Source organism: Martelella mediterranea, from assembly GCF_004342225.1.
GTDB lineage: Bacteria > Pseudomonadota > Alphaproteobacteria > Rhizobiales > Rhizobiaceae > Martelella > Martelella mediterranea_B.
The window spans coordinates 15,200-33,169 of the sequence record NZ_SMAR01000022.1 but is presented as its reverse complement, the minus strand read 5'-3'; the positions used below and the strand labels follow the sequence as shown (position 1 = coordinate 33,169).

Annotated in this window: 19 protein-coding genes; 8 read left to right on the top strand and 11 right to left on the bottom strand. The window is 55.9% G+C overall.

Annotated elements, in window-relative coordinates; genetic code table 11:
• Positions 1-27: 27 nt before the first annotated feature.
• Positions 28-738, bottom strand: coding sequence for a GntR family transcriptional regulator (locus EDC90_RS13760; protein WP_245511056.1), 711 nt, complete (start codon positions 736-738; stop codon positions 28-30).
• Between the two features lie 410 nt (positions 739-1,148).
• Between EDC90_RS13760 and EDC90_RS13755 the strand changes: the two genes are divergently transcribed.
• From EDC90_RS13755 to EDC90_RS13740, 4 genes are all read left to right on the top strand, one after another.
• Positions 1,149-2,249, top strand: coding sequence for a methionine ABC transporter ATP-binding protein (locus EDC90_RS13755; protein ID WP_432420008.1), 1,101 nt, complete (start codon positions 1,149-1,151; stop codon positions 2,247-2,249).
• Positions 2,239-2,907, top strand: coding sequence for a methionine ABC transporter permease (locus EDC90_RS13750; RefSeq protein WP_132312607.1), 669 nt, complete (start codon positions 2,239-2,241; stop codon positions 2,905-2,907). Before EDC90_RS13755 ends, EDC90_RS13750 begins: the two co-directional genes overlap by 11 nt.
• Before the next feature lie 56 nt (positions 2,908-2,963).
• Positions 2,964-3,743 (top strand): MetQ/NlpA family ABC transporter substrate-binding protein, encoded by a 780-nt coding sequence (locus EDC90_RS13745; RefSeq protein WP_132312605.1) that lies wholly within the window; start codon positions 2,964-2,966, stop codon positions 3,741-3,743.
• A 208-nt stretch (positions 3,744-3,951) separates the two neighbouring features.
• Entirely contained in the window at positions 3,952-4,740 is a 789-nt protein-coding gene (locus EDC90_RS13740; RefSeq protein ID WP_132312603.1) for a MetQ/NlpA family ABC transporter substrate-binding protein, read from the top strand.
• Positions 4,741-4,821: 81 nt separating this feature from the next.
• Here the strand turns inward: EDC90_RS13740 and EDC90_RS13735 are convergent, their stop codons facing one another.
• The 6 genes from EDC90_RS13735 to EDC90_RS13710 form a co-directional block, all read right to left on the bottom strand.
• The gene (locus EDC90_RS13735) at positions 4,822-5,646 is read right to left on the bottom strand and encodes a metallophosphoesterase (RefSeq protein ID WP_132312601.1); all 825 of its coding nucleotides are present in this window, start codon (positions 5,644-5,646) and stop codon (positions 4,822-4,824) included.
• A gap of 34 nt (positions 5,647-5,680) precedes the next feature.
• Complete coding sequence (locus tag EDC90_RS13730; RefSeq protein WP_132312599.1) at positions 5,681-6,565, bottom strand: carbohydrate ABC transporter permease; 885 nt, start codon at positions 6,563-6,565, stop codon at positions 5,681-5,683.
• Complete coding sequence (locus tag EDC90_RS13725) at positions 6,565-7,455, bottom strand: carbohydrate ABC transporter permease (protein WP_207903914.1); 891 nt, start codon at positions 7,453-7,455, stop codon at positions 6,565-6,567. The genes EDC90_RS13730 and EDC90_RS13725 overlap by 1 nt, the downstream gene beginning before the upstream one ends.
• The gene (locus EDC90_RS13720) at positions 7,452-8,627 is read right to left on the bottom strand and encodes an ABC transporter ATP-binding protein (protein WP_132312597.1); all 1,176 of its coding nucleotides are present in this window, start codon (positions 8,625-8,627) and stop codon (positions 7,452-7,454) included. The genes EDC90_RS13725 and EDC90_RS13720 overlap by 4 nt, the downstream gene beginning before the upstream one ends.
• 71 nt (positions 8,628-8,698) lie before the next feature.
• The gene (locus EDC90_RS13715; RefSeq protein WP_132312595.1) at positions 8,699-9,973 is read right to left on the bottom strand and encodes an ABC transporter substrate-binding protein; all 1,275 of its coding nucleotides are present in this window, start codon (positions 9,971-9,973) and stop codon (positions 8,699-8,701) included.
• Between the two features lie 153 nt (positions 9,974-10,126).
• Positions 10,127-10,831, bottom strand: coding sequence for a GntR family transcriptional regulator (locus tag EDC90_RS13710; protein WP_132312593.1), 705 nt, complete (start codon positions 10,829-10,831; stop codon positions 10,127-10,129).
• 252 nt (positions 10,832-11,083) lie between these two features.
• Between EDC90_RS13710 and EDC90_RS13705 the strand changes: the two genes are divergently transcribed.
• Together EDC90_RS13705 and EDC90_RS13700 are read left to right on the top strand one after the other, a co-directional pair.
• Complete coding sequence (locus EDC90_RS13705) at positions 11,084-11,656, top strand: cytochrome b (protein WP_432420007.1); 573 nt, start codon at positions 11,084-11,086, stop codon at positions 11,654-11,656.
• Positions 11,657-11,672: 16 nt separating this feature from the next.
• Entirely contained in the window at positions 11,673-12,440 is a 768-nt protein-coding gene (locus EDC90_RS13700; protein WP_132312591.1) for a RibD family protein, read from the top strand.
• On the opposite strand, the gene EDC90_RS13695 is transcribed toward EDC90_RS13700, so the two are convergent.
• The 4 genes from EDC90_RS13695 to EDC90_RS13680 are packed head-to-tail and all read right to left on the bottom strand — an operon-like array spanning position 12,432 to position 15,677.
• Positions 12,432-13,247 (bottom strand): class I SAM-dependent methyltransferase, encoded by an 816-nt coding sequence (locus tag EDC90_RS13695; RefSeq protein WP_132312589.1) that lies wholly within the window; start codon positions 13,245-13,247, stop codon positions 12,432-12,434. The genes EDC90_RS13700 and EDC90_RS13695 overlap by 9 nt on opposite strands.
• Entirely contained in the window at positions 13,244-14,290 is a 1,047-nt protein-coding gene (locus EDC90_RS13690; RefSeq protein ID WP_132312587.1) for a glycosyltransferase family 4 protein, read from the bottom strand. Before EDC90_RS13690 ends, EDC90_RS13695 begins: the two co-directional genes overlap by 4 nt.
• Positions 14,287-14,685, bottom strand: coding sequence for a 6-pyruvoyl trahydropterin synthase family protein (locus EDC90_RS13685; RefSeq protein ID WP_132312585.1), 399 nt, complete (start codon positions 14,683-14,685; stop codon positions 14,287-14,289). The genes EDC90_RS13690 and EDC90_RS13685 overlap by 4 nt, the downstream gene beginning before the upstream one ends.
• Before the next feature lie 14 nt (positions 14,686-14,699).
• Positions 14,700-15,677, bottom strand: a complete 978-nt coding sequence (locus EDC90_RS13680; protein WP_132312583.1) for a zinc-dependent alcohol dehydrogenase — start codon at positions 15,675-15,677, stop codon at positions 14,700-14,702.
• Positions 15,678-16,010: 333 nt separating this feature from the next.
• Between EDC90_RS13680 and ribA the strand changes: the two genes are divergently transcribed.
• The gene (gene ribA / locus EDC90_RS13675; protein ID WP_132312581.1) at positions 16,011-17,117 is read left to right on the top strand and encodes a GTP cyclohydrolase II RibA; all 1,107 of its coding nucleotides are present in this window, start codon (positions 16,011-16,013) and stop codon (positions 17,115-17,117) included.
• A gap of 6 nt (positions 17,118-17,123) precedes the next feature.
• A complete protein-coding gene (locus tag EDC90_RS13670; protein WP_207903913.1) occupies positions 17,124-17,957 on the top strand; it encodes a CDP-alcohol phosphatidyltransferase family protein in 834 nt (277 codons plus the stop codon).
• Positions 17,958-17,970 lie beyond the last annotated feature (13 nt).

Here is a 17,970-nt window from a genome sequence, read left to right as displayed (position 1 = left end):
CCGGTTCTGTTCTGCCTTCTGCCGTCGTCAAAGCGGCAGTGATATGGCCTGCGCGGTTTCACGCGCGAGATAATCCTGAATCTGCCGGACAATCTGGGCAGCATGTGCCACGGCCAGCCGGTCTGCCTTTTCGATATCGCCTTCCGCAATGGTCGTGATCATTTCCTCGTGCTCATCGACATACTGGCGTGGCAGACGGTCATCAAAAGTGGAATAATAAAGCCTCAGAATCCGCCGTCCTTCATCCAGAAGACGGGCAAAGAAACGTGTGTAATACGTATTCCCGCCAAGTTCTGCGATGGCGACGTGGAATTCGCGGTTCGCCTCGATCATTGCAAACGCATCCTGCGCTTCGACCGCGCGAATGAATTCATCCTGACAGGCACGAATACGATCCATCTGCGCCGAAGACGATGCACCATGTGATGCCGCACCGCGTGTGGTGATGCGGTACATCAGGGTCAGCGCATCGAAATAATTCGGCAAATCCGCAAAGTTGATCGCCGAAACGATGGTGTTCCGGTTCGGCAGCGTTGTCACAAGCCCTTCACTGGAAAGCCTGAGCAGGGCTTCACGCACCGGCGTTCGGGACATGCCAAAACGTTCGGAAAGCCGGACCTCATCCAGCGGGCTGCCGGGTGCCAGCTCCATCGACAGGATTTCGCTGCGCAGTGTTTCGAACACCTTCTGGGTTCCCGAACCGCGGGTTTTCGCTTTGCTTTTTTGCGCTGCCTGCAAGAATGGCTCCATCGTGCATTGTTGGCGATCTGGTGATTTCCAAAGCACTCTATGCTGTGCCTTCTCCCCTTACAATACGGGGATCAACAACAGCATTTCAGCTCGCCTGTCCGCAAACACTTTAGGCCTCACGCGTCTTTTTGTCGACATTATGTGTGCAAAATGATCGTCGTATTTTTCCATTCTCGCACCGCACCAGAACGGGCAAAGCCAGCAGGCGGCTCTCCTGCCCTGTACGCTGATGAGCGCTGAAAACGCGGCGGTACCAGTCTCGCCAGCAACGAAACGCTCTGTTTGCGTATTTTTGTTTGAAAACAACGTGGGGGGAGTGCTAACGGAATGCCAGCCTTTTCCACCCGGTTTCCGGCAGGACAGATTGCCTGCCTTCCGGCGTAACAGAAGAGAAACTGATGGCAGAGAACGTATCCGGTCTGGCCGAAGGGCAGAGCGCCGATCAAGCGCCGCCGATGGTCAGCTTTGAAAATGTGACCAAGACCTTCAACAGCCGGGAAACCGGCGGGCGTTCATTCAACGCGCTTGATGATGTCAGCTACAGCGTGCCTGCCGGTGCGATCACAGGAATTATCGGCCGCTCCGGTGCTGGTAAATCAACACTGGTGCGGCTTGTAAACGGCCTTGAAAAGCCAAGCTCCGGCCGGGTGATCGTGGATGGAACGGACGTATCGGGCCTCGATGAAGTCGCCCTTCGCTCGGTTCGCCGTTCAATCGGGATGATCTTCCAGCACTTCAACCTTCTGTCTTCACGCACAGTCTATGACAATATCGCCATGCCGCTGGAAATCGCAGGCATGTCGAAGCAGGATATCAAGAAGCGTATTGAACCGCTGATTGATCTGGTTGGCCTTTCGGAGCGGACCCGGCACTATCCGGCTCAGTTGTCGGGCGGCCAGAAACAGCGCGTCGGCATTGCCCGTGCGCTGGCCTCGAAACCCAAACTGCTGCTTTCAGATGAGGCAACCTCGGCACTTGACCCTGAAACCACGCAGCAGATCTTGAGCCTGCTGAAGACGATTAACCGCGACCTCGGCCTGACCGTGCTTCTGATCACGCACGAAATGGAGGTGGTCAAGGCCGTTACCTCCCGCGTTGCGGTGATGGACCAGGGGCAGATTGCCGAAAGCGGTCGCACCTTTGATGTGTTCACCGCGCCGCAGCACGAAACCACCCGCTCCATGCTGGCAGCGCTTCCCGGCGGCAGCCTGCCGGACTGGATCGGCCGGCAGGTCATCCCTGAACCGCAACCCGGCTGCAATGCATTGATTCGTCTTCGCTTTTTCGGAGAGACAGCCGATCAGCCTCTGGTCTCCCGCCTGATGACGGTGCTGGGCAGCCCGGTCAACATCATTGCCGGGACGGTCGATGAGATTGCAGGCGAGCCTTACGGCACGCTTTATGTCGCATATTCCGCTGATCCTGAAGTGATGGCAAATGCGCAGCAATTCTTCTCCAAGACCGGTCTGAACGCGGAGGTCGTCGGCTATGTCGCCTGATATGCTCATCTCTCTTCTGACCAAAGGCACGCTGCAGACGTTGCAGATGGTCGTTGTTTCCGGCCTCATCGGAACCATCCTCGGCCTGCCGATCGGTATCTTTCTGGCGACAAGCGGCAAGGGCGAACTCCTTGAAGCGCCGATGCTCAACCGCATCGTCGGCCTGATCGTCAATGCCACGCGCTCAACGCCCTTCATTATTCTCGTCGTGGCGATCATTCCGTTTACACGGCTGATTGCCGGCACGTCCATCGGCACACAGGCCGCCATTGTGCCACTCACTATAGCGACGATCCCGTTTTTTGCACGCCTCGTGGAAAGCGCCATCCGCGAAGTCGATAAGGGCCTGATCGAAGCTGCCCGCTCCATGGGTGCCACACCGATGCAGATCGTCATCAAGGTTCTTCTGGCTGAATCGAAACCAGCCATAACACTGGCATTCACGCTGACCATCGTCAGCCTGATCGGCTATTCTGCCATGGTGGGTGCTGTTGGCGGTGGCGGCCTTGGTGATATCGGTATTCGTTATGGCTATCAGCGTTTCATGCCGGGCGTCATGCTCGCCGTTGTGGTGGTATTGATTGTTTTGGTTCAGGCGATCCAGAGCGCCGGTGACATGCTGGCCCGCAGTTTCGACAAGAAGAACAAGAACCGGTAAAGCCGCCTCAAATTCAAACCCGCTCCACCGCTCCTTTAAAGCGAACAGGATATGTCATGAAAAAACTGATCACGGCGGCTGTCTTTGCAGCGCTTGTTTCCACCGGCCTTGCGCATGCCGAAACCAAAAAGATTGGCGTGACGCCCGGCCCCCACGCGCAGATCGTCGAGAAAGTGAAAGAAGTCGCTGCCGAAAAGGGCCTCGATCTCGATATCATCGAGTTCTCGGATTATGTCGTGCCGAACCAGGCGCTCGCTGACGGCGATCTCGATATCAACTCCTTCCAGCACCAGCCTTATCTCGACAATCAGGTTGCCTCCCGCGGCTTTGATCTTGTCAGTGTCGCCCAGTCGGTCAACTTCCCGATGGCGGGATACTCAAACAGGATCGACAGCAAGGCTGATATTCCCGATGGCGCGAAAATTGCGCTGCCGAACGATCCGAGCAATGGGGCCCGCGCTCTTTTGATGCTGGAAGATCAGGGCCTGATCGGTCTGACTGAAGACATTGGCGTGAAGGCCAGCGTTATCGATATCGTTGACAATCCGCATAACTTCGACTTCATCGAGCTCGATGCGGCACAGCTGCCGCGGGCACTCAATGACGTGGATGTGGCGCTGATCACCACCAATTATGCTCTGGATGCCGGACTGAACCCGGTGAAGGACTCGCTGTTTCGTGAAGGCGCGAAAGCGCCCTATGTCGGCATCATCGCCGTTCGGGCTGAAGATCAGGATGCAGACTGGGTGAAAACCTTTGTCGAAAGCTACCACAGCCCTGAAGTCAAAGCCTATGTTGAAAAGCAGTTCAAGGGTGCGATCACACCGACCTGGTAAACAGGAGGACAGTATCCGGACCGGCACCTGCCTGGTTCGGATCTATCGGTTTTGAGCAAGGATTTGCTGAAAGCAGTCAGCTTACGCAAATGGTTTGCTTCAACGCCGGATAAACTCCGGATACTCAATTCCATAAATTTGCCGGAAACAGCGCACGTTAATGTGGTTGATCAACAAACCCGGCGTGCCAATGCCTGAGGATACGACTATGAATATTGCCAAGACGTTCGCCGCTGTTGCACTTGCGGCCGGCCTGATAGCCGGACCTGCTCTGGCCAAGGATAAAATCACCGTCGGCGTGACGCCGGGCGCTCATGAGGAGATTCTCGAGCAGGTTCAAAAGCTTGCAAAAGAACAGGGCGTGAATGTCGAGATTGCCACCTTTTCCGATTATGTTGTCCCGAACCAGGCGCTGAATGATGGCGACCTCGACCTCAACAGCTTCCAGCACGTGCCTTATCTCGACAACCAGATCGCAGACCGCGGCTACAAGCTGACAGCTGTCGGCAAGACCATCATTACGCCGATGGGCATTTACTCCAACAAGATCGACAATCTTGATGCCCTGCCGAAGAACGCCCGCGTGGCCATTCCGAACGATCCGACGAATGGTGGCCGTGCGCTTCTGCTTTTGCAAAAGCAGGGCGTGATCAAGCTGGCCGATGGCGTGGGCCTGAAGGCAACGCCGCTCGATATCGTCGAAAACCCTAAGAATATTGATATTCTGGAACTGGATGCGGCGCAGCTGCCACGCGTTCTCAACGATGTTGCCGTTGCGGCGATCAACACCAACTATGCTCTGGATGCCGGGCTTGATCCGGTTGCTGACAGCATCGCCATCGAAAGCGCTGACAGCCCTTATGCCAACGTGATTGTTTCCCGCACCGAAGACAAGGATGCTGACTGGGTTAAGCAGTTCGTCGAGATCTACCAGTCTGACGAAATCCGCGATTTCATCGAAAAGACCTATGGCGGCGCAGTCGTTCCGGTCTTTTGATCCGCGCCCCCTGCCCTTTGAATAAAAGAAGCCCGGAGCCAACAGGCCCGGGCTTTTTTATGCCTGTTGTACGAACGGCGGTCAGGAGCGGTGCATGTCAAACAGTGCCGGTGCCATCACCAGATGGCGGTCGATGTAGTTTTCCATATGAACCACGGTGCTTGTCTTATCGCTGAGGACAACGGCAAGCTGGCCGGGCCCTTCACGGCGTGGAACTGGTGTCTGGAAGGTGATATCCGGCGCGCCCAGTGTCGGTTCGATATTGTAATGACCTCCGGCAATCGTACAGAACGGCACGCCGCGATAATTGCCCGACGTGCTCATATGCACATGCCCGGAGATGACCTGACGCACATTGTCATGACGCTTGACGATATCGATGAAGGCATCCCGGTTTTCCAGAATAATGCAGTCGGTCGGCACACCCAGAAACGTGATGTTGTGGTGCAGGACAATCAGAACAGGCTTTTCGCCAGCGCCTTCAAGGGCCGCTGACAGAAATGCCAGCTGCGCCTCACTCAGGCGTCCTGCGCCACCGGCTTCAGGCTCCTTGGTATCAAGCACGATAATGCGCTGATCACCCTGATCAATCACATGATCGGCGCAACCTGTTTCTGCCACATGATCTTTTCCCATGACGGTAATGAAGTTGTCGCGATTATCGTGATTGCCCAGCGTCAGATAGGTGTCTGCTGTAAGCTTCGGCAACATCGCCTTCATACGCTCATAAGCCGCAGGTTCGCCATGGTCGGCCAGATCGCCGTTGATGATTACGAAAGCAGCGTCGCTATGATGCTGATTGACAAAGGAAATCGCCAGTTCAAAGCGTTCAGCCGTATCCAGCCCATGGCTGAGCTTGCCTTCCGGCACGAGGTGAAGGTCGGAAAGAATGATGAATTTGAGCATGTTATACCTGTTGCAGTGAAAAAATGGGAGTAGATCAGCCTTTGATCCCGGTCATCGTGATGCCGCGAATAAAAAGCCGCCGGAAAAACAGAAAGGCGATCACCATTGGCGCGGAAACAACGGCGGCAGAGGCAAATGTACGCCCGTAATCGGTATCGAAATCAGACTGATACTGCATCATGGAAAGGGTCGCTGTCATCTTGTCCTGGCTTTGAACAACGATCAGTGGCCAGTAGAGATCATTCCAGTGGGCCACCAGCGAAAATACGGTGAAGGCGGCAATCGCCGGAACAGCGGCAGGCAGGATCAGCCGCAGAATAATCTCGATTTCAGAAAACCCATCCACGCGGGCCGCATCGATAATGCTGTCGGGATAAGCCTTGAAAAACTGCCTGAACAGAAAGATCGCAAACACAGAAACCAGAAATGGGAACATCATCGCAAAATAGGTGTCGAGCATGCGGATCTGCACCAGGCCGATATAAATCGGGATCGAGATCACATTGATCGGGATTGTGATCGAGGCAATCACCGTTCCGAAGAAAATGGTCGAGCCACGAAATCGTAACTTTGCAAGCGCATAGGCTGCCGGAATGGCCGTCACCAGCTGGACAATCAGAATGCCCAGACACACGACTGCACTGTTGAACATGAAGCGCAGATAGGGCTGATCGAACAAAACGCCAGCATAGTTTTCAAAGCCGACAAAGGTTTTTGGAATGATGGTGAAGTCGGGGTCATAGACCTCATAGGTGGGTTTGAAGCTGGACGAAATCATCCAGACAAACGGAAACACCATGATCCAGCCGCCGATGAACAGCACCAATGTACCAACCGCATCAGAAAGCGAACGGGGCCGAACGGACTGAAGCAAAGCGGAAAGGCGGGAAGGCTTTTGCGTATGAACAACCGTGCTCATCAATACTGCACCTTATTATCGGCAAACATGGTCTGGACCAGAGCGAAGACGAAAATGATCAGCAGGAAGAACAGCGAAAGCGCGGCTGCATAGCCCATATTGAAATATTCAAAGCCTTCCAGATAGGCCAGATAGAGATAGACTTCCGAGGCATGATCCGGCCCGCCTTGCGTGAGGATGGCCACCGTGTCGAAAAGCTTGAAAGCGTTGATCGATGAAATCACCGCAACGAAAAGCGCGGTTGGCCCCAGCATCGGCCATGTTACCCGGAAGAAGCGATCCAGCGGATGATCGGCGCCATCCATGGCAGCCGCCTCGTAAAGCCGGGTGGGGATTGTCGTCAGGCCCGCCAGAAACAGGACCATATTGAAGCCGATCACGCTCCAGATCGCCACAAGCGCCAGCGAGATCAGCACCACGCCTTCAGAACCCAACCAATTGACCGGCCCTGCCCCGAAACTGGACAGCAGTTCGTTCAGCGCTCCCTGATTGCCATCCATCAACGCCCCCCAGACCAGCGACATTGCAGCCAGTGTGGAGGTGACAGGCAGGAAGTAAAGCACTTCCAGAATGGAACGAAACTGCTTACGCTTCTGGATCATCAGCGCCAGGACCAGCGGGATGATGAAGGCGGCAGGCAGAAAAATAACAACGTAAATGACCGTGTTTTTAAGCGCATTCAAAAACGCGCTGTCGGTGAACATCTTCGCGTAGTTTTCAAAGCCGATAAACTCGAAATAATCGCTGACGAGCGTGTAATCGGTAAAGCTCATCACCAGCACAGTGATGATCGGCAGAATGTAGATCAGAAGGATCAGCAGCGTTGCCGGTGCGACCAGCATATAGGCCAGCCGCCCCTGGCTTGCGGCGCGGGCACGGGCGGCACTCATGCGACCACTCCCTGACGAACCGGCAGCGGTTTCTGCTGAATGCGTTTTCCGAACTCATCGAACACCAGCAGGTCTTCCGGCGCAATCAGCGTATCGAAGCTTTCCGGCAGGTCCAGGGGGCGACCGTGGGATTTCTGCAGCCGCACCCGGACATCCGTTTCCGGCAATGCAGCAAACGCACCATGGATCAAAAGCTCATGCCCCAGATCTTCCACAAGCGTGCGGCGGAAGGAGAGCCGGATTGTATCGGCAGATGCAGGCGCGGCAGCAAAACCGGCCGGATGAATGGCTTCAGGACGCAAACCAAAGGTGAAGCCACCGGTGCGGCCGGAAAGGCGCAGCGGCAGGTGCTGGTTGCCAAGGCGCATCATGTCAGATGCCGCCTCAACGGGGAGGAAATTGATTTCAGGCGAACCGATAAACCGTGCCACCTCAATATTGGCCGGATCGGCGTAAAGCTGTCCCGGCGCGCCGACCTGCAGCAACGTGCCTTTCTGCAGCAAAGCCACACGATCTGACATCGTCATCGCTTCGGTCTGATCATGGGTTACATAAACGAAGGTCAGGCCGGAGGCAGCATGAAGCTCTGTAATTTCCTTGCGCACTTCAACGCGTAGCTTGGCATCCAGATTGGAGAGCGGCTCATCCATCAAAAAGATGCCCGGATCGCGCACAAGCGCCCGGCCCAGTGCCACGCGCTGACGCTGGCCACCGGACAGCTGTCCCGGCCGGCGCTCCATCAGATGTTCGATCCTCAGCTGTGCGGCAACGGCACGGACTTTGTCCGAAATATCCGGCCGGGCGCGGCGTGCAGCAGGGGAAAAACGACCGGCCAGCGGCAGGCGGGCGTGAAGCGGCAGACGTGCCATAATCAGCGGCATCGCCATATTTTCTGCCACGGTCATATGCGGGTATAGCGCATAATCCTGAAACACCATCGCGATATTGCGGGCTTTTGGCGCTTCACTGGTCACCGGGCGATCATCGATCAGTATCTCACCGCTGTCCGGCACTTCAAGGCCCGAAATAATGCGAAGCAAGGTCGACTTTCCGCAACCGGATTCGCCGACAAGCGAGAGGAATTCGCCATCCTTCACGTCGATGGATATACCTTTAAGAATATCGTTCCCATCGAAAGATTTGCGGATCGATTTAAGTTGGAGGCGTGCCATATGCGAACTCCTGCCGTCATGAACTGGACGGGCGGCAAGCCGCCCGTCACGTTTTGTTATCGTTTCAAGATTCAGCGTTGCATCAGCTTTTCAGCGATGTCCTGAAGTTCCTGTGCGCCATCTTCAGGTGACGTTTCGCCTTCCATGACCGACTTGATCACAGAAGCCTGCTCGCGCCAGATCTTCTCAGACTGCGTGCCGGGATAGCCATACCAGGGACCGGCGCGGTCATACTGGTTGACCGGCGTGGCATAGAACGGGTTGGCGGCATAAAATTCGCCAAGAAATTCCGGCTCCATGGTGCGCTTGTTGGTCGGCAGGTAGCCGGTGATGTTCGCAGCCACTTCCTGACCGTGCGGGCCGGTGACGAACTTGATATATTCCCAGGCAGCCTTTACTTTTTCCGGATCCTTGGTGGTGATCAGGGCAGCATTGCCACCCGTCGGCAGACGGCCATCTTCATCATTCCAGACGGTAAATGTCGTTGAGCGCAGATCGAACTTACCGCCGACGCGTTCTTCGATATTACGGGCAGACGCCGGAGACAAACCCCAGATCGCAAGATTGCCGGAGGTGAAGGCCGTCAGCTGCGTGTCGCTGTCCTGATCGGTGCGCGCACCGCCTTCCGTGACCAGACGGCGAGCGATCTTCATGGCTTCAACACCGTGACCGTCTTCGTTGAAGGCAACGCTCTGACCGTCATCGCTGAGCATTTTGCCGCCCTGCATCTCGATCAGCGTCTGGAAGCCCCAGTCATCGCCATTAATCATCCACATGAACATCGGGATAACATCCGGCTCAGCAGCTTTGATCTTCTGGGTGGCAGCGAACAGGCCATCCCAGTCTTTCGGAAAGTTGTCAGGATCGAGTCCGGCTTTTTCAAACAGGTCGGCATTGTAATACCACTGGATCACGGAAGCATTGAACGGCATGCCGTACTGAATGCCGTCAACACGACCAAGATCGAGCATATTTTCGGAATAATTGGCTTCCTTCCAGCCTTCACCTTCTTCGGCAATCAGCTCGTCGAGATTGACGACCTGATCACGCTTGACCATGGCGCGGACGAGTGAAGGAAGATGGTTATAGGCTTCAAAAGCGCAATCCGGCAGCGTGTTGGTCGCTGAGGCGCGCATCAGCTTCAGATGGTTGTCGCTATAGTCTTTCGACGGCGCTGCGTAACGGACCTCGATATCGTCCTGCATCGCATTAAACTCATCCACCAGAGGCTGGTGCTGACGGGTCAGGTGGCCCGAATTCGTCAGGCAGGTGATGACGGTTTTCGCCTGGGCAGCAGGAACAAGCGCCGCAGTGGCAAAGAGCGCCAGAGCAAGTGTCTTCAACATGGTTCGTATCTCGCAAAGCGTGTTTTCAAGGAACAATCTGTGGCGCCGGCCGGACGCAGGACATGAGAAAACAGGCTTTTGCGACAAAGACGTGACAGACGCGCCTGCCAACGCAATTGTAACGAAATATTCGCGCCAAGTTTATGATTTGGTTTAAATGGCCAGGTGAATCCGGTCGCCACGGACAATCGCTTCGGTGACTTCCAGCGCGTTGCCGTCCGGGTCGACATTCAAGCCGCGCGACACAAAGAGCGGCTGCTGGCGCGGTATGCCCAGAAGAGCCGCCTCGCGCTCTTTCGGCAGACGGGTGCGCACGATGGTCTTGCGGCGCATATAGTCCGGTATCCCCAAAGCTGCATAAGTACCGATGATCTCGCCCGTTTGCCGCAAAACCTTCAGAACATCATCAAAGCGGTGCGGATGAATGAAATGATGGCCGATTGCCACCGGCACCCCGTCAACATCGATGATGAACTCGGCAAAGGGTACCCGTTCGCGCAACGAAAGCCCCAGAAACTCCGCCACCTCCGCTTCCGGGCGCACCCGCGGACGGGTGTCCGCCAGTGTTATGGTCGTATCGGCGCCAAAACTCTTGAGGCTCTCATGAATGCGGGTCCGGGTGGTGATCGGATATGGCCACTCGCGCCCGCGCACGACGGCCCCGGCACCCTGCCAGCTGGTAATCAGTTGCCGCTCGGCAAGCAGAACGAAGGCAGCGCGAATGACATAACGCGACACGTCAAACCTGCGGGCCAGCGCTGCCTGCGTGGGCAATGCCGCCCCCACCGGCAAGACGCCGCTTTCAATTTCGCCGGCAAGCGTCTGTACTACATGCTGAATGGATCGCTGTTTGGTCATCAAAGATACCGGCTTGTTGGTAACGTCATTCTGATCATGCAGTTTCTGGCGCCCATCCGCCCGCAAAGCAAGGAAAAGGCGTTTTGATGCCGTCCCCCGTCATCCGCACCGCTGTTTGCGTCAGCGTAAAAATATTTGCCGTTTCGCTTCCGTCTGATAGAGTACGCATCAGGCTTGCTTCCAGTCCAAAGCAAAATTTATGCCTGATGGACGGATTGTCTTCGACATGAAGCCTGAGGTCACGGAGCACGTATGAGCACTGAAGAAGACGCTAAAGTGTCGGGTGTGCTGATGCCATCGACGAGAACCATCACCGCCGAACGCCATGCCACGACCAGCCGCATCATGCACTGGATCATCGCCGTTCTCGTACTGGCGACATGGCCATTTGGCATGGTCATCAAATTCGTCAAAAGTGAAGTGTCGCTCGATTTCTACCTGATCCATGAAAGCCTTGGCTTTCTGGTGCTCTGGCTGATGCTTGTGCGCGTCGGCAACAAGCTTCTGACACGCGCGCCCCGACCGGAGGGGCATGAAATCGAGCGTATCGCAGCGGCATCGGTGCATGGCCTGTTTTATGTCTTTCTGATTGTCATGCCGGTAAGCGGTTTTCTGGCGACCAATGCCCACGGTTTCCCGTTCAGCTGGTTCGGCGTTCTGCCGATCTGGAGCCCGATCGGAAAATCACCTGATATCGCCGGGACACTTTCTGCGATCCATACCGTCAGTGCATGGATTGTCCTGACGCTTTTCGCATTGCACATGGGGGCGGTTCTGATGCATCACGTTGTCAAACGCGACAACACGCTCTACCGGATGCTCTGAGGGACACGCGCCACATATGCAGATGCTCGATGTTGCCGACGTGACCTGGCGTAAGCTGCTTGGTCTTTACGACGGACATGAAACCATATTCGCAGAAGACGAAGACGCCGCGGCATCTGTCTACGCGCCGATTGCACGTTCCAAAGGCCGCTTTGTGATTGCTCAGGTCGGCCAGTCACTGGATGGCAGGGTGGCAACACCTGCCGGCGATGCCCGTGATATTTCAGGTGCCGGCGGCCTTGTTCACCTGCATCGCTGCCGGGCGCTGGTCGATGCGCTGATTGTCGGCATCAACACGGTCAAGGCAGATGATCCCCGGCTTTCCGTCCGGCTTGTTGAAGGCAGAGACCCGGTGCGCGTTGTGGTCGACTGCCACGGCGCCCTTAACGGACAGGAAAGCCTGTTTCACGACAACGGAGCGCCCGTACTCGTGATCCAAAGCGGAAAGGTGCTCGAAGAGCGCACGTTCCCCAACGCAGAGATTGTGCGGCTTGGCGCTGGCGAAAACGGACTTGAGACAGGCGAAATTCTGGATGTGCTGGAATCACGCGGTCTGAAGCGGGTTCTTGTCGAAGGTGGCGCACGCACTATCGCACGTTTTATCGATGAAGGGCATGTAGACCGACTTCATGTCGCCGTTTCACCGTTGATCATCGGTTCCGGGCCCGTTGGCATCGGTCTTGCGCCGATTGAAAAGCTGAGCAGTGCCTTAAGACCGAAAACAACTGTTTATGATCTTGGCCCCGACATTTTATTCGATTGCGCCTTTAACCTATCAGCCTGAAGCAGGGCCATTTACCTCCGGCAGCGCCAGAACATCCTTGTGGCCGACAATACAGCGGCTTTCAGGCCGGTCGATCGCGGCAATGCGCCAGATGAGCCAGGCTTCAAGCTCGTTTTCGGAAACCCCGCCCACTTCAAGGCATGGTTCACGGAAGCCTTCCAGAAATGCGCGCTGCAATGCCGCCTGATTACGATCCATCTGCCATGGGCTTTCGGCCGTTTTCACACTGAACCCGTGACCTGCGAAGTGCCGCTCAAGGCTTTCTGCCGCATCTGGGCCGAGCGCCGGGCCAAGGCCCTTATCGGTTCGCTGGTGGATATTGAAAGCCGCAACCACCGCCTCATCAAGCGGGTGCGCATGAGACCAGAATACCTGCCCGTCATAATTCAACGCCGCATAAACCCCGCAGCCCAGCTGCGCCAGATGCGCGGCAAAAGCGGCACAGAAGCGGTCCGAGCAGAGATCAAAAAGCGCCGAGGCAGTCACGACCTGCACGCCATCAAGTGGCAGGTGAGCCAGATCATTAAGATCATGCTGGCTGAAACGAACGGCAGGCGCCGCTCCGATACTGGCAACTGCGGCCTGAAGAAGCTGCGGATCATAGTCCAGAAGATGCCACTGTGTTTCCGGCGGCAATTCCCGGTTAAGGCTGCGAAACGTCGAGCCGGTGCCACATCCGATATCGAGCAAAGACGGCTCCGGCTGCTTACGCACATAACGACATAGGTCTGCGACGAGCCCTTTGTCCCGCGCCTGCCGGTCTGCCGGTTCGCGCAGCGACAGCCACGATTTGTCAAAGCCACTCATTGCAAAGCCTCCAGTGCGATTGATATCCGGCGACCGGTTTCCGGCCAGTCCGGCAGTTTCCTTCCGGCGACATGCGCGGCAGCGGCCTTTTTTCGGGCCTGCGCTTGATCTTTCAGCATCACCCGGAGTGCATCGGCGAAGGCAGCAACGTCATTCGGCGGGACCAAAATCCCCGTCTCCTCCGGCACAACATCCGTCACAGCGCCTGCACGGCAACCAACAACCGGCAGACCATAAGCAAGCGCTTCGGCGAAAACCATGCCATAGCCTTCGTAGTGACTGGCGAGTGCAAACAGACCGGCGCGTGCAAAATAGGGCGCGGTGTCTTCCACCTCACCGGTGATCGTAATCCGGTCGGAAAGTCCCATATCCCGCACCTGCCCTTCAAGCGCGTCAGCGGTTACCGGGTCCAGCTTGTGGCTGCCGACAATCGTGGCCGTCCATTGCAGGTCTTCGACAGCCTTGAGCGCGCTGACAAGCACGTCATGACCCTTCCGGCGTGTGAGCGAGCCGACAGAAAGGATGTGATGCAGGTCCTGCTGCGAACAATCCGACTGTTCAACCGGATCGATGCCCGGCACAGCGATGGTGATGCGCTCCCGCGACACCGCATAGTCTTCACAAAGGGTGCAGGCTGTTGCCGGTGAAGTCACCACCACATGACGCGCATGGCGAAGCGCCCTTTTTTCCGCTTCATGAAACTGCGCGATCTGCTGTTGGGTGAGCCCGGTCTCCAGCGCCAGAGGATGATGCACCAGCGCAACAATCTTCAGCCGCTCACCATCGCGTTCTGCCCACCGATCCAAAACGCCAAAGGCAAGGCCATCAACGATGACAAGAGCACCGTCTGGCAAGGCCGAAAGCGCTTTGTCTGCGTTTTCCAGAACCGTAGTTCCGGGATCGGGAAATCCATGGCCGAGACTTCGTTTCTCAACCTGCCAGCCAAGTGCCTCCAGTGCATCGATCACGCGGCGGTCATAGGCATACCCACCCGTCTTTGTGTCGAGCGCTCCTGGATAAGCAAAGGTCAGTTTCCGGCTCAAAGATCGGCCTCATACCAACCGCGCGCGGCATGGGATTCATGAAGCGTCACTTTGATGCGGCAGATCCGTTGGCTGCCCGTGCCCAGTTTTTTCTCCGCTACGGCGCTGGCGAGACGATCAAAGATATGTTTCGCGATAACTTCTGTGGTCGTGACCCGGCCTTCGAAAACGTCAACTTCATCGAGATTCTGGTAATTCAGCGGTTTCAGCACCTCGCCCAGAACCGTCGTTGCTGCGCCGATATCAACGGCGAGACCATCATCATCAAGGTCACGGGTGAAAAAGGCAGCGTCGACAACAAAGGTTGCGCCATGCATGGCCTGAGCGGGACCAAAAACCGGCCTTGGCAGGCTATGTGCAATCATGATGTGATCACGGACTTCAACAGCAAACATGTTTTCTATTTCCTTTAGTAGCAAATGCGATGGCAGAGCGTAGCGGGATCTGCAATGATGGCCGGATAGGCTTCTTCGAGATCACAGAAGCTGGTTTCACCGGAAACCAGGGCTTCAAGCCTGTCATCGGACAGAAGTGAAAGCCCCTTTTGCATGCGCCGGGAAAATGACCAGCGCGCGCGCTGTCCAGGCGGAATTGTCCCCACCTGCGAACTGACAATTGAAAGGCGACGGGCATGAAATGGTCCACCGAGCGGCAGCGTCACCGGTTTATCACCGTGCCAGCTCGCCTCGACAATGCGAGCTTCGTGGCCTGCGTGACCGAGGGCTTCCGAAAGCGCTTCGCCGGAACCACTGGCATTGATACCAACATCAAATTCGCCCGCATAACCGCTGTTGCTGAACGAAATCCCAAGAGCATCGGCCAGTGCCAAGCGGTCCGGATTGGGGTCGATCAGAACGGTTTCGGTCCCGCAAATGCCACTGGCGATATATGCAACGAGGCTGCCGACAACACCGGCTCCAAACACAGCCACCCGATCTCCCGGCAAGACGCCTGCATCCCAGATGATATTCAGTGCCGTTTCCATATTGGCACCCAGAACAGCGCGTGATGGCGGAATATGCTCTGGCAGCAGGTTCACCATCTCTGCCGAAACGCTGAAGACATCCTGATGCGGATGCAGACAGAACACCGTGCGCCCTTTCAGTCTGGCTGGTCCGGCAATGACTTCGCCAACACTGGCATAACCATATTTTACAGGAAATGAAAAAGAACCGCTCATATGCGGCCCACGCATCCGCTCTTCCTCGCTTTCTGGCACGTTCCCCTGAAACACAAGGGCCTCCGTGCCCCGGCTGATGCCGGAATAAAGTGTTCGGACAAGTACGGCGTCTTCGCCCGCCATTGAAACAGTTTCATCGCGAAGTGATGCGACACCGGCCTTTGGAAACCACAATGCGCGAGCCGAAACGCATTGATCAGATGTCATTTCCTTCAAACCGATCCCCTCGCACCGTATCTCTTATTTTGTTTCATTACACGATACGCACTACGCCCGGCACTGGACCGAGCAGACAGCTGAGAAATCATAAATTTTCTCCACCTCATCAAAGGTTGCAGAGCGCAACCTCACGTACTCTTTTTCTTGCAACAAATGACTTCACTTTGCCTTTTTTGTGAAACAGATTGAACCGCTTGGGGTTCCAGAACGTAATCAATACAGAAGTTAAAAATTTCGCCTGATTGATTTTGCCCCAGGAGACGGGGCACGGGCATGTCAGGCCAATAAATGTGAAACGTCGGGAAGAACCGGGAGACTTTTATGACGCAAGCGGATGTTTTGGGTTTTCAGACAGCCTCACCTGCAGTGACAGTGGAACGCGCCGTGGCAGAGCTGCGGTTCGGTCGTCCTGTCGTTCTGAAAGACGGCGCGAGCAACCTTGCCGTGTTAGCACTCGACAGCGCGTCTCCGGATGTCTTCAACCGCTTTGCTGCGACAGTTAATGACCGCCACTCACTTTTGCTGACAGCGGAGCGTTCTGAAAGTCTGGGCCTTCATCTTTCGCGTGACATTGCTGTCTCTCTGTCCGGCATGGACTTTGATGCAACTTCCCGTCTCGCCTATGCGCTGGAGGCCAAGACACCTTCTGAATGGCAGCAGGCCTCGCCGCTGATGTCACTTTCCGCCACGCTTGCTCGTACTGCACTTCTTCTGCCTGCAATGGTGTGTGCCGATATCGAAGAAGATGACGCGCGGTTTGCCGGGTGCCACCGTATCGACCGTTCCGATCTTTTCGAGAGCGCCGACATGCGTCAGAAGTTTGAAATGGTTGTTAAAACCCGCGTGCCACTGAAAGATGTTGGAGATGCCGAGTTTGCTGTTTTCCGCGGCGGGCTGGCACAGAAGGATCAGGTCGCAATTATTGTCGGAAAGCCGGACGTAAGTGGCCCCGTGCCGGTTCGTATCCACTCCTCTTGTATCACAGGAGACCTGTTCGGCTCATTGAAATGCGATTGCGGCGACCAGCTCCGAAACGGCCTTGTTCAGCTTAAAGAGGCAGGCGGCGGTGTTTTGGTCTACCTTGATCAGGAAGGCCGAGGCACCGGCATTGGCGCAAAAATGCGCGCTTACGGCTATCAGCACAAAGGGCTTGATACGATTGATGCGGATGCGCAGCTGGGCCTTGGCAGTGATCATCGCCGCTATGAAGCAGCATCGACAATTCTTAATCTGCTGAACATCGAAGGCGTGGTGCTTTACACCAACAATCCATCCAAGATCGAAGGTCTTCGCGCCGGTGAGATCAAGGTCGATGCACGTGTTCCGGTTACAGGATCTGTTACCGCAGAAAATGCGAATTACCTGCGCACAAAGGCTGAACGGGCCGGTCACATTTTCGATCTAAAATCGCTTATCGCGGCGGAGTAAAAGGCGATGGGCACCGGCTCTGCACAGCTTAAGGACAGATGGAAACCGGGTTTGCGCCAGAAGGCGCCCGGTCTCCTTCAACGCGGTATCCGGCATCTTTCCGGTGACCATGTCGCCGCTCCCTTACTCCTGAGCGCAGCAACGGTGCTTGGTAGCGTGTTCGCAGTTGCTGCATTCGTCTTCATGACCCTCGGCTTTCACCTTTCAACGGGGCTGATCAGCGGATTTATCGCTGCTGCAATGCTTCTTTGCATCTTTTTACTGGTACTGACCCGATTAAGGGATCATGGCCACGAAAAGTTTGGTTACGCCAATACTGTGACAGCAATCCGGGCGGCCATTGCCTGCTTTGCAGGCAGTGAACTGCTTTTGCAGGGGGTGAGCGCGCCCGGCGAAACCACGGACGCGATATTGATTGCTCTGATCATTTTCGCTCTGGCGCTGGATGGTGTCGATGGCTGGCTTGCACGTCGGTTCCGGCAACAATCGGCTCTTGGGGCGCGGTTCGATATGGAGGTCGATGCATTTTTGATCCTGCTGCTTTCCGCGGCGGCTCTTTTGATCGGAAAAGCGGGCGTATGGGTGCTGCTGATCGGCCTGATGCGCTACGTTTTCGTGCTTTTCCAGCAGTTCATGCCGAAACTGAATGCACCGCTTTATCCCTCGTTCCGCAGGCAGGCAATCTGCGTCGTTCAGGTTTCGGCACTTTGCATCATTCTGTTGCCGGTGATTGTTCCGCCCTACTCTGACCTGATTGCAGCAACGGCGCTTTTGCTACTGACCTACTCATTCTCAACCGATACTTTCTTCCTGCTGCGCAAGCGAAAGACGCAGATGTAAATCGCAGATGAAA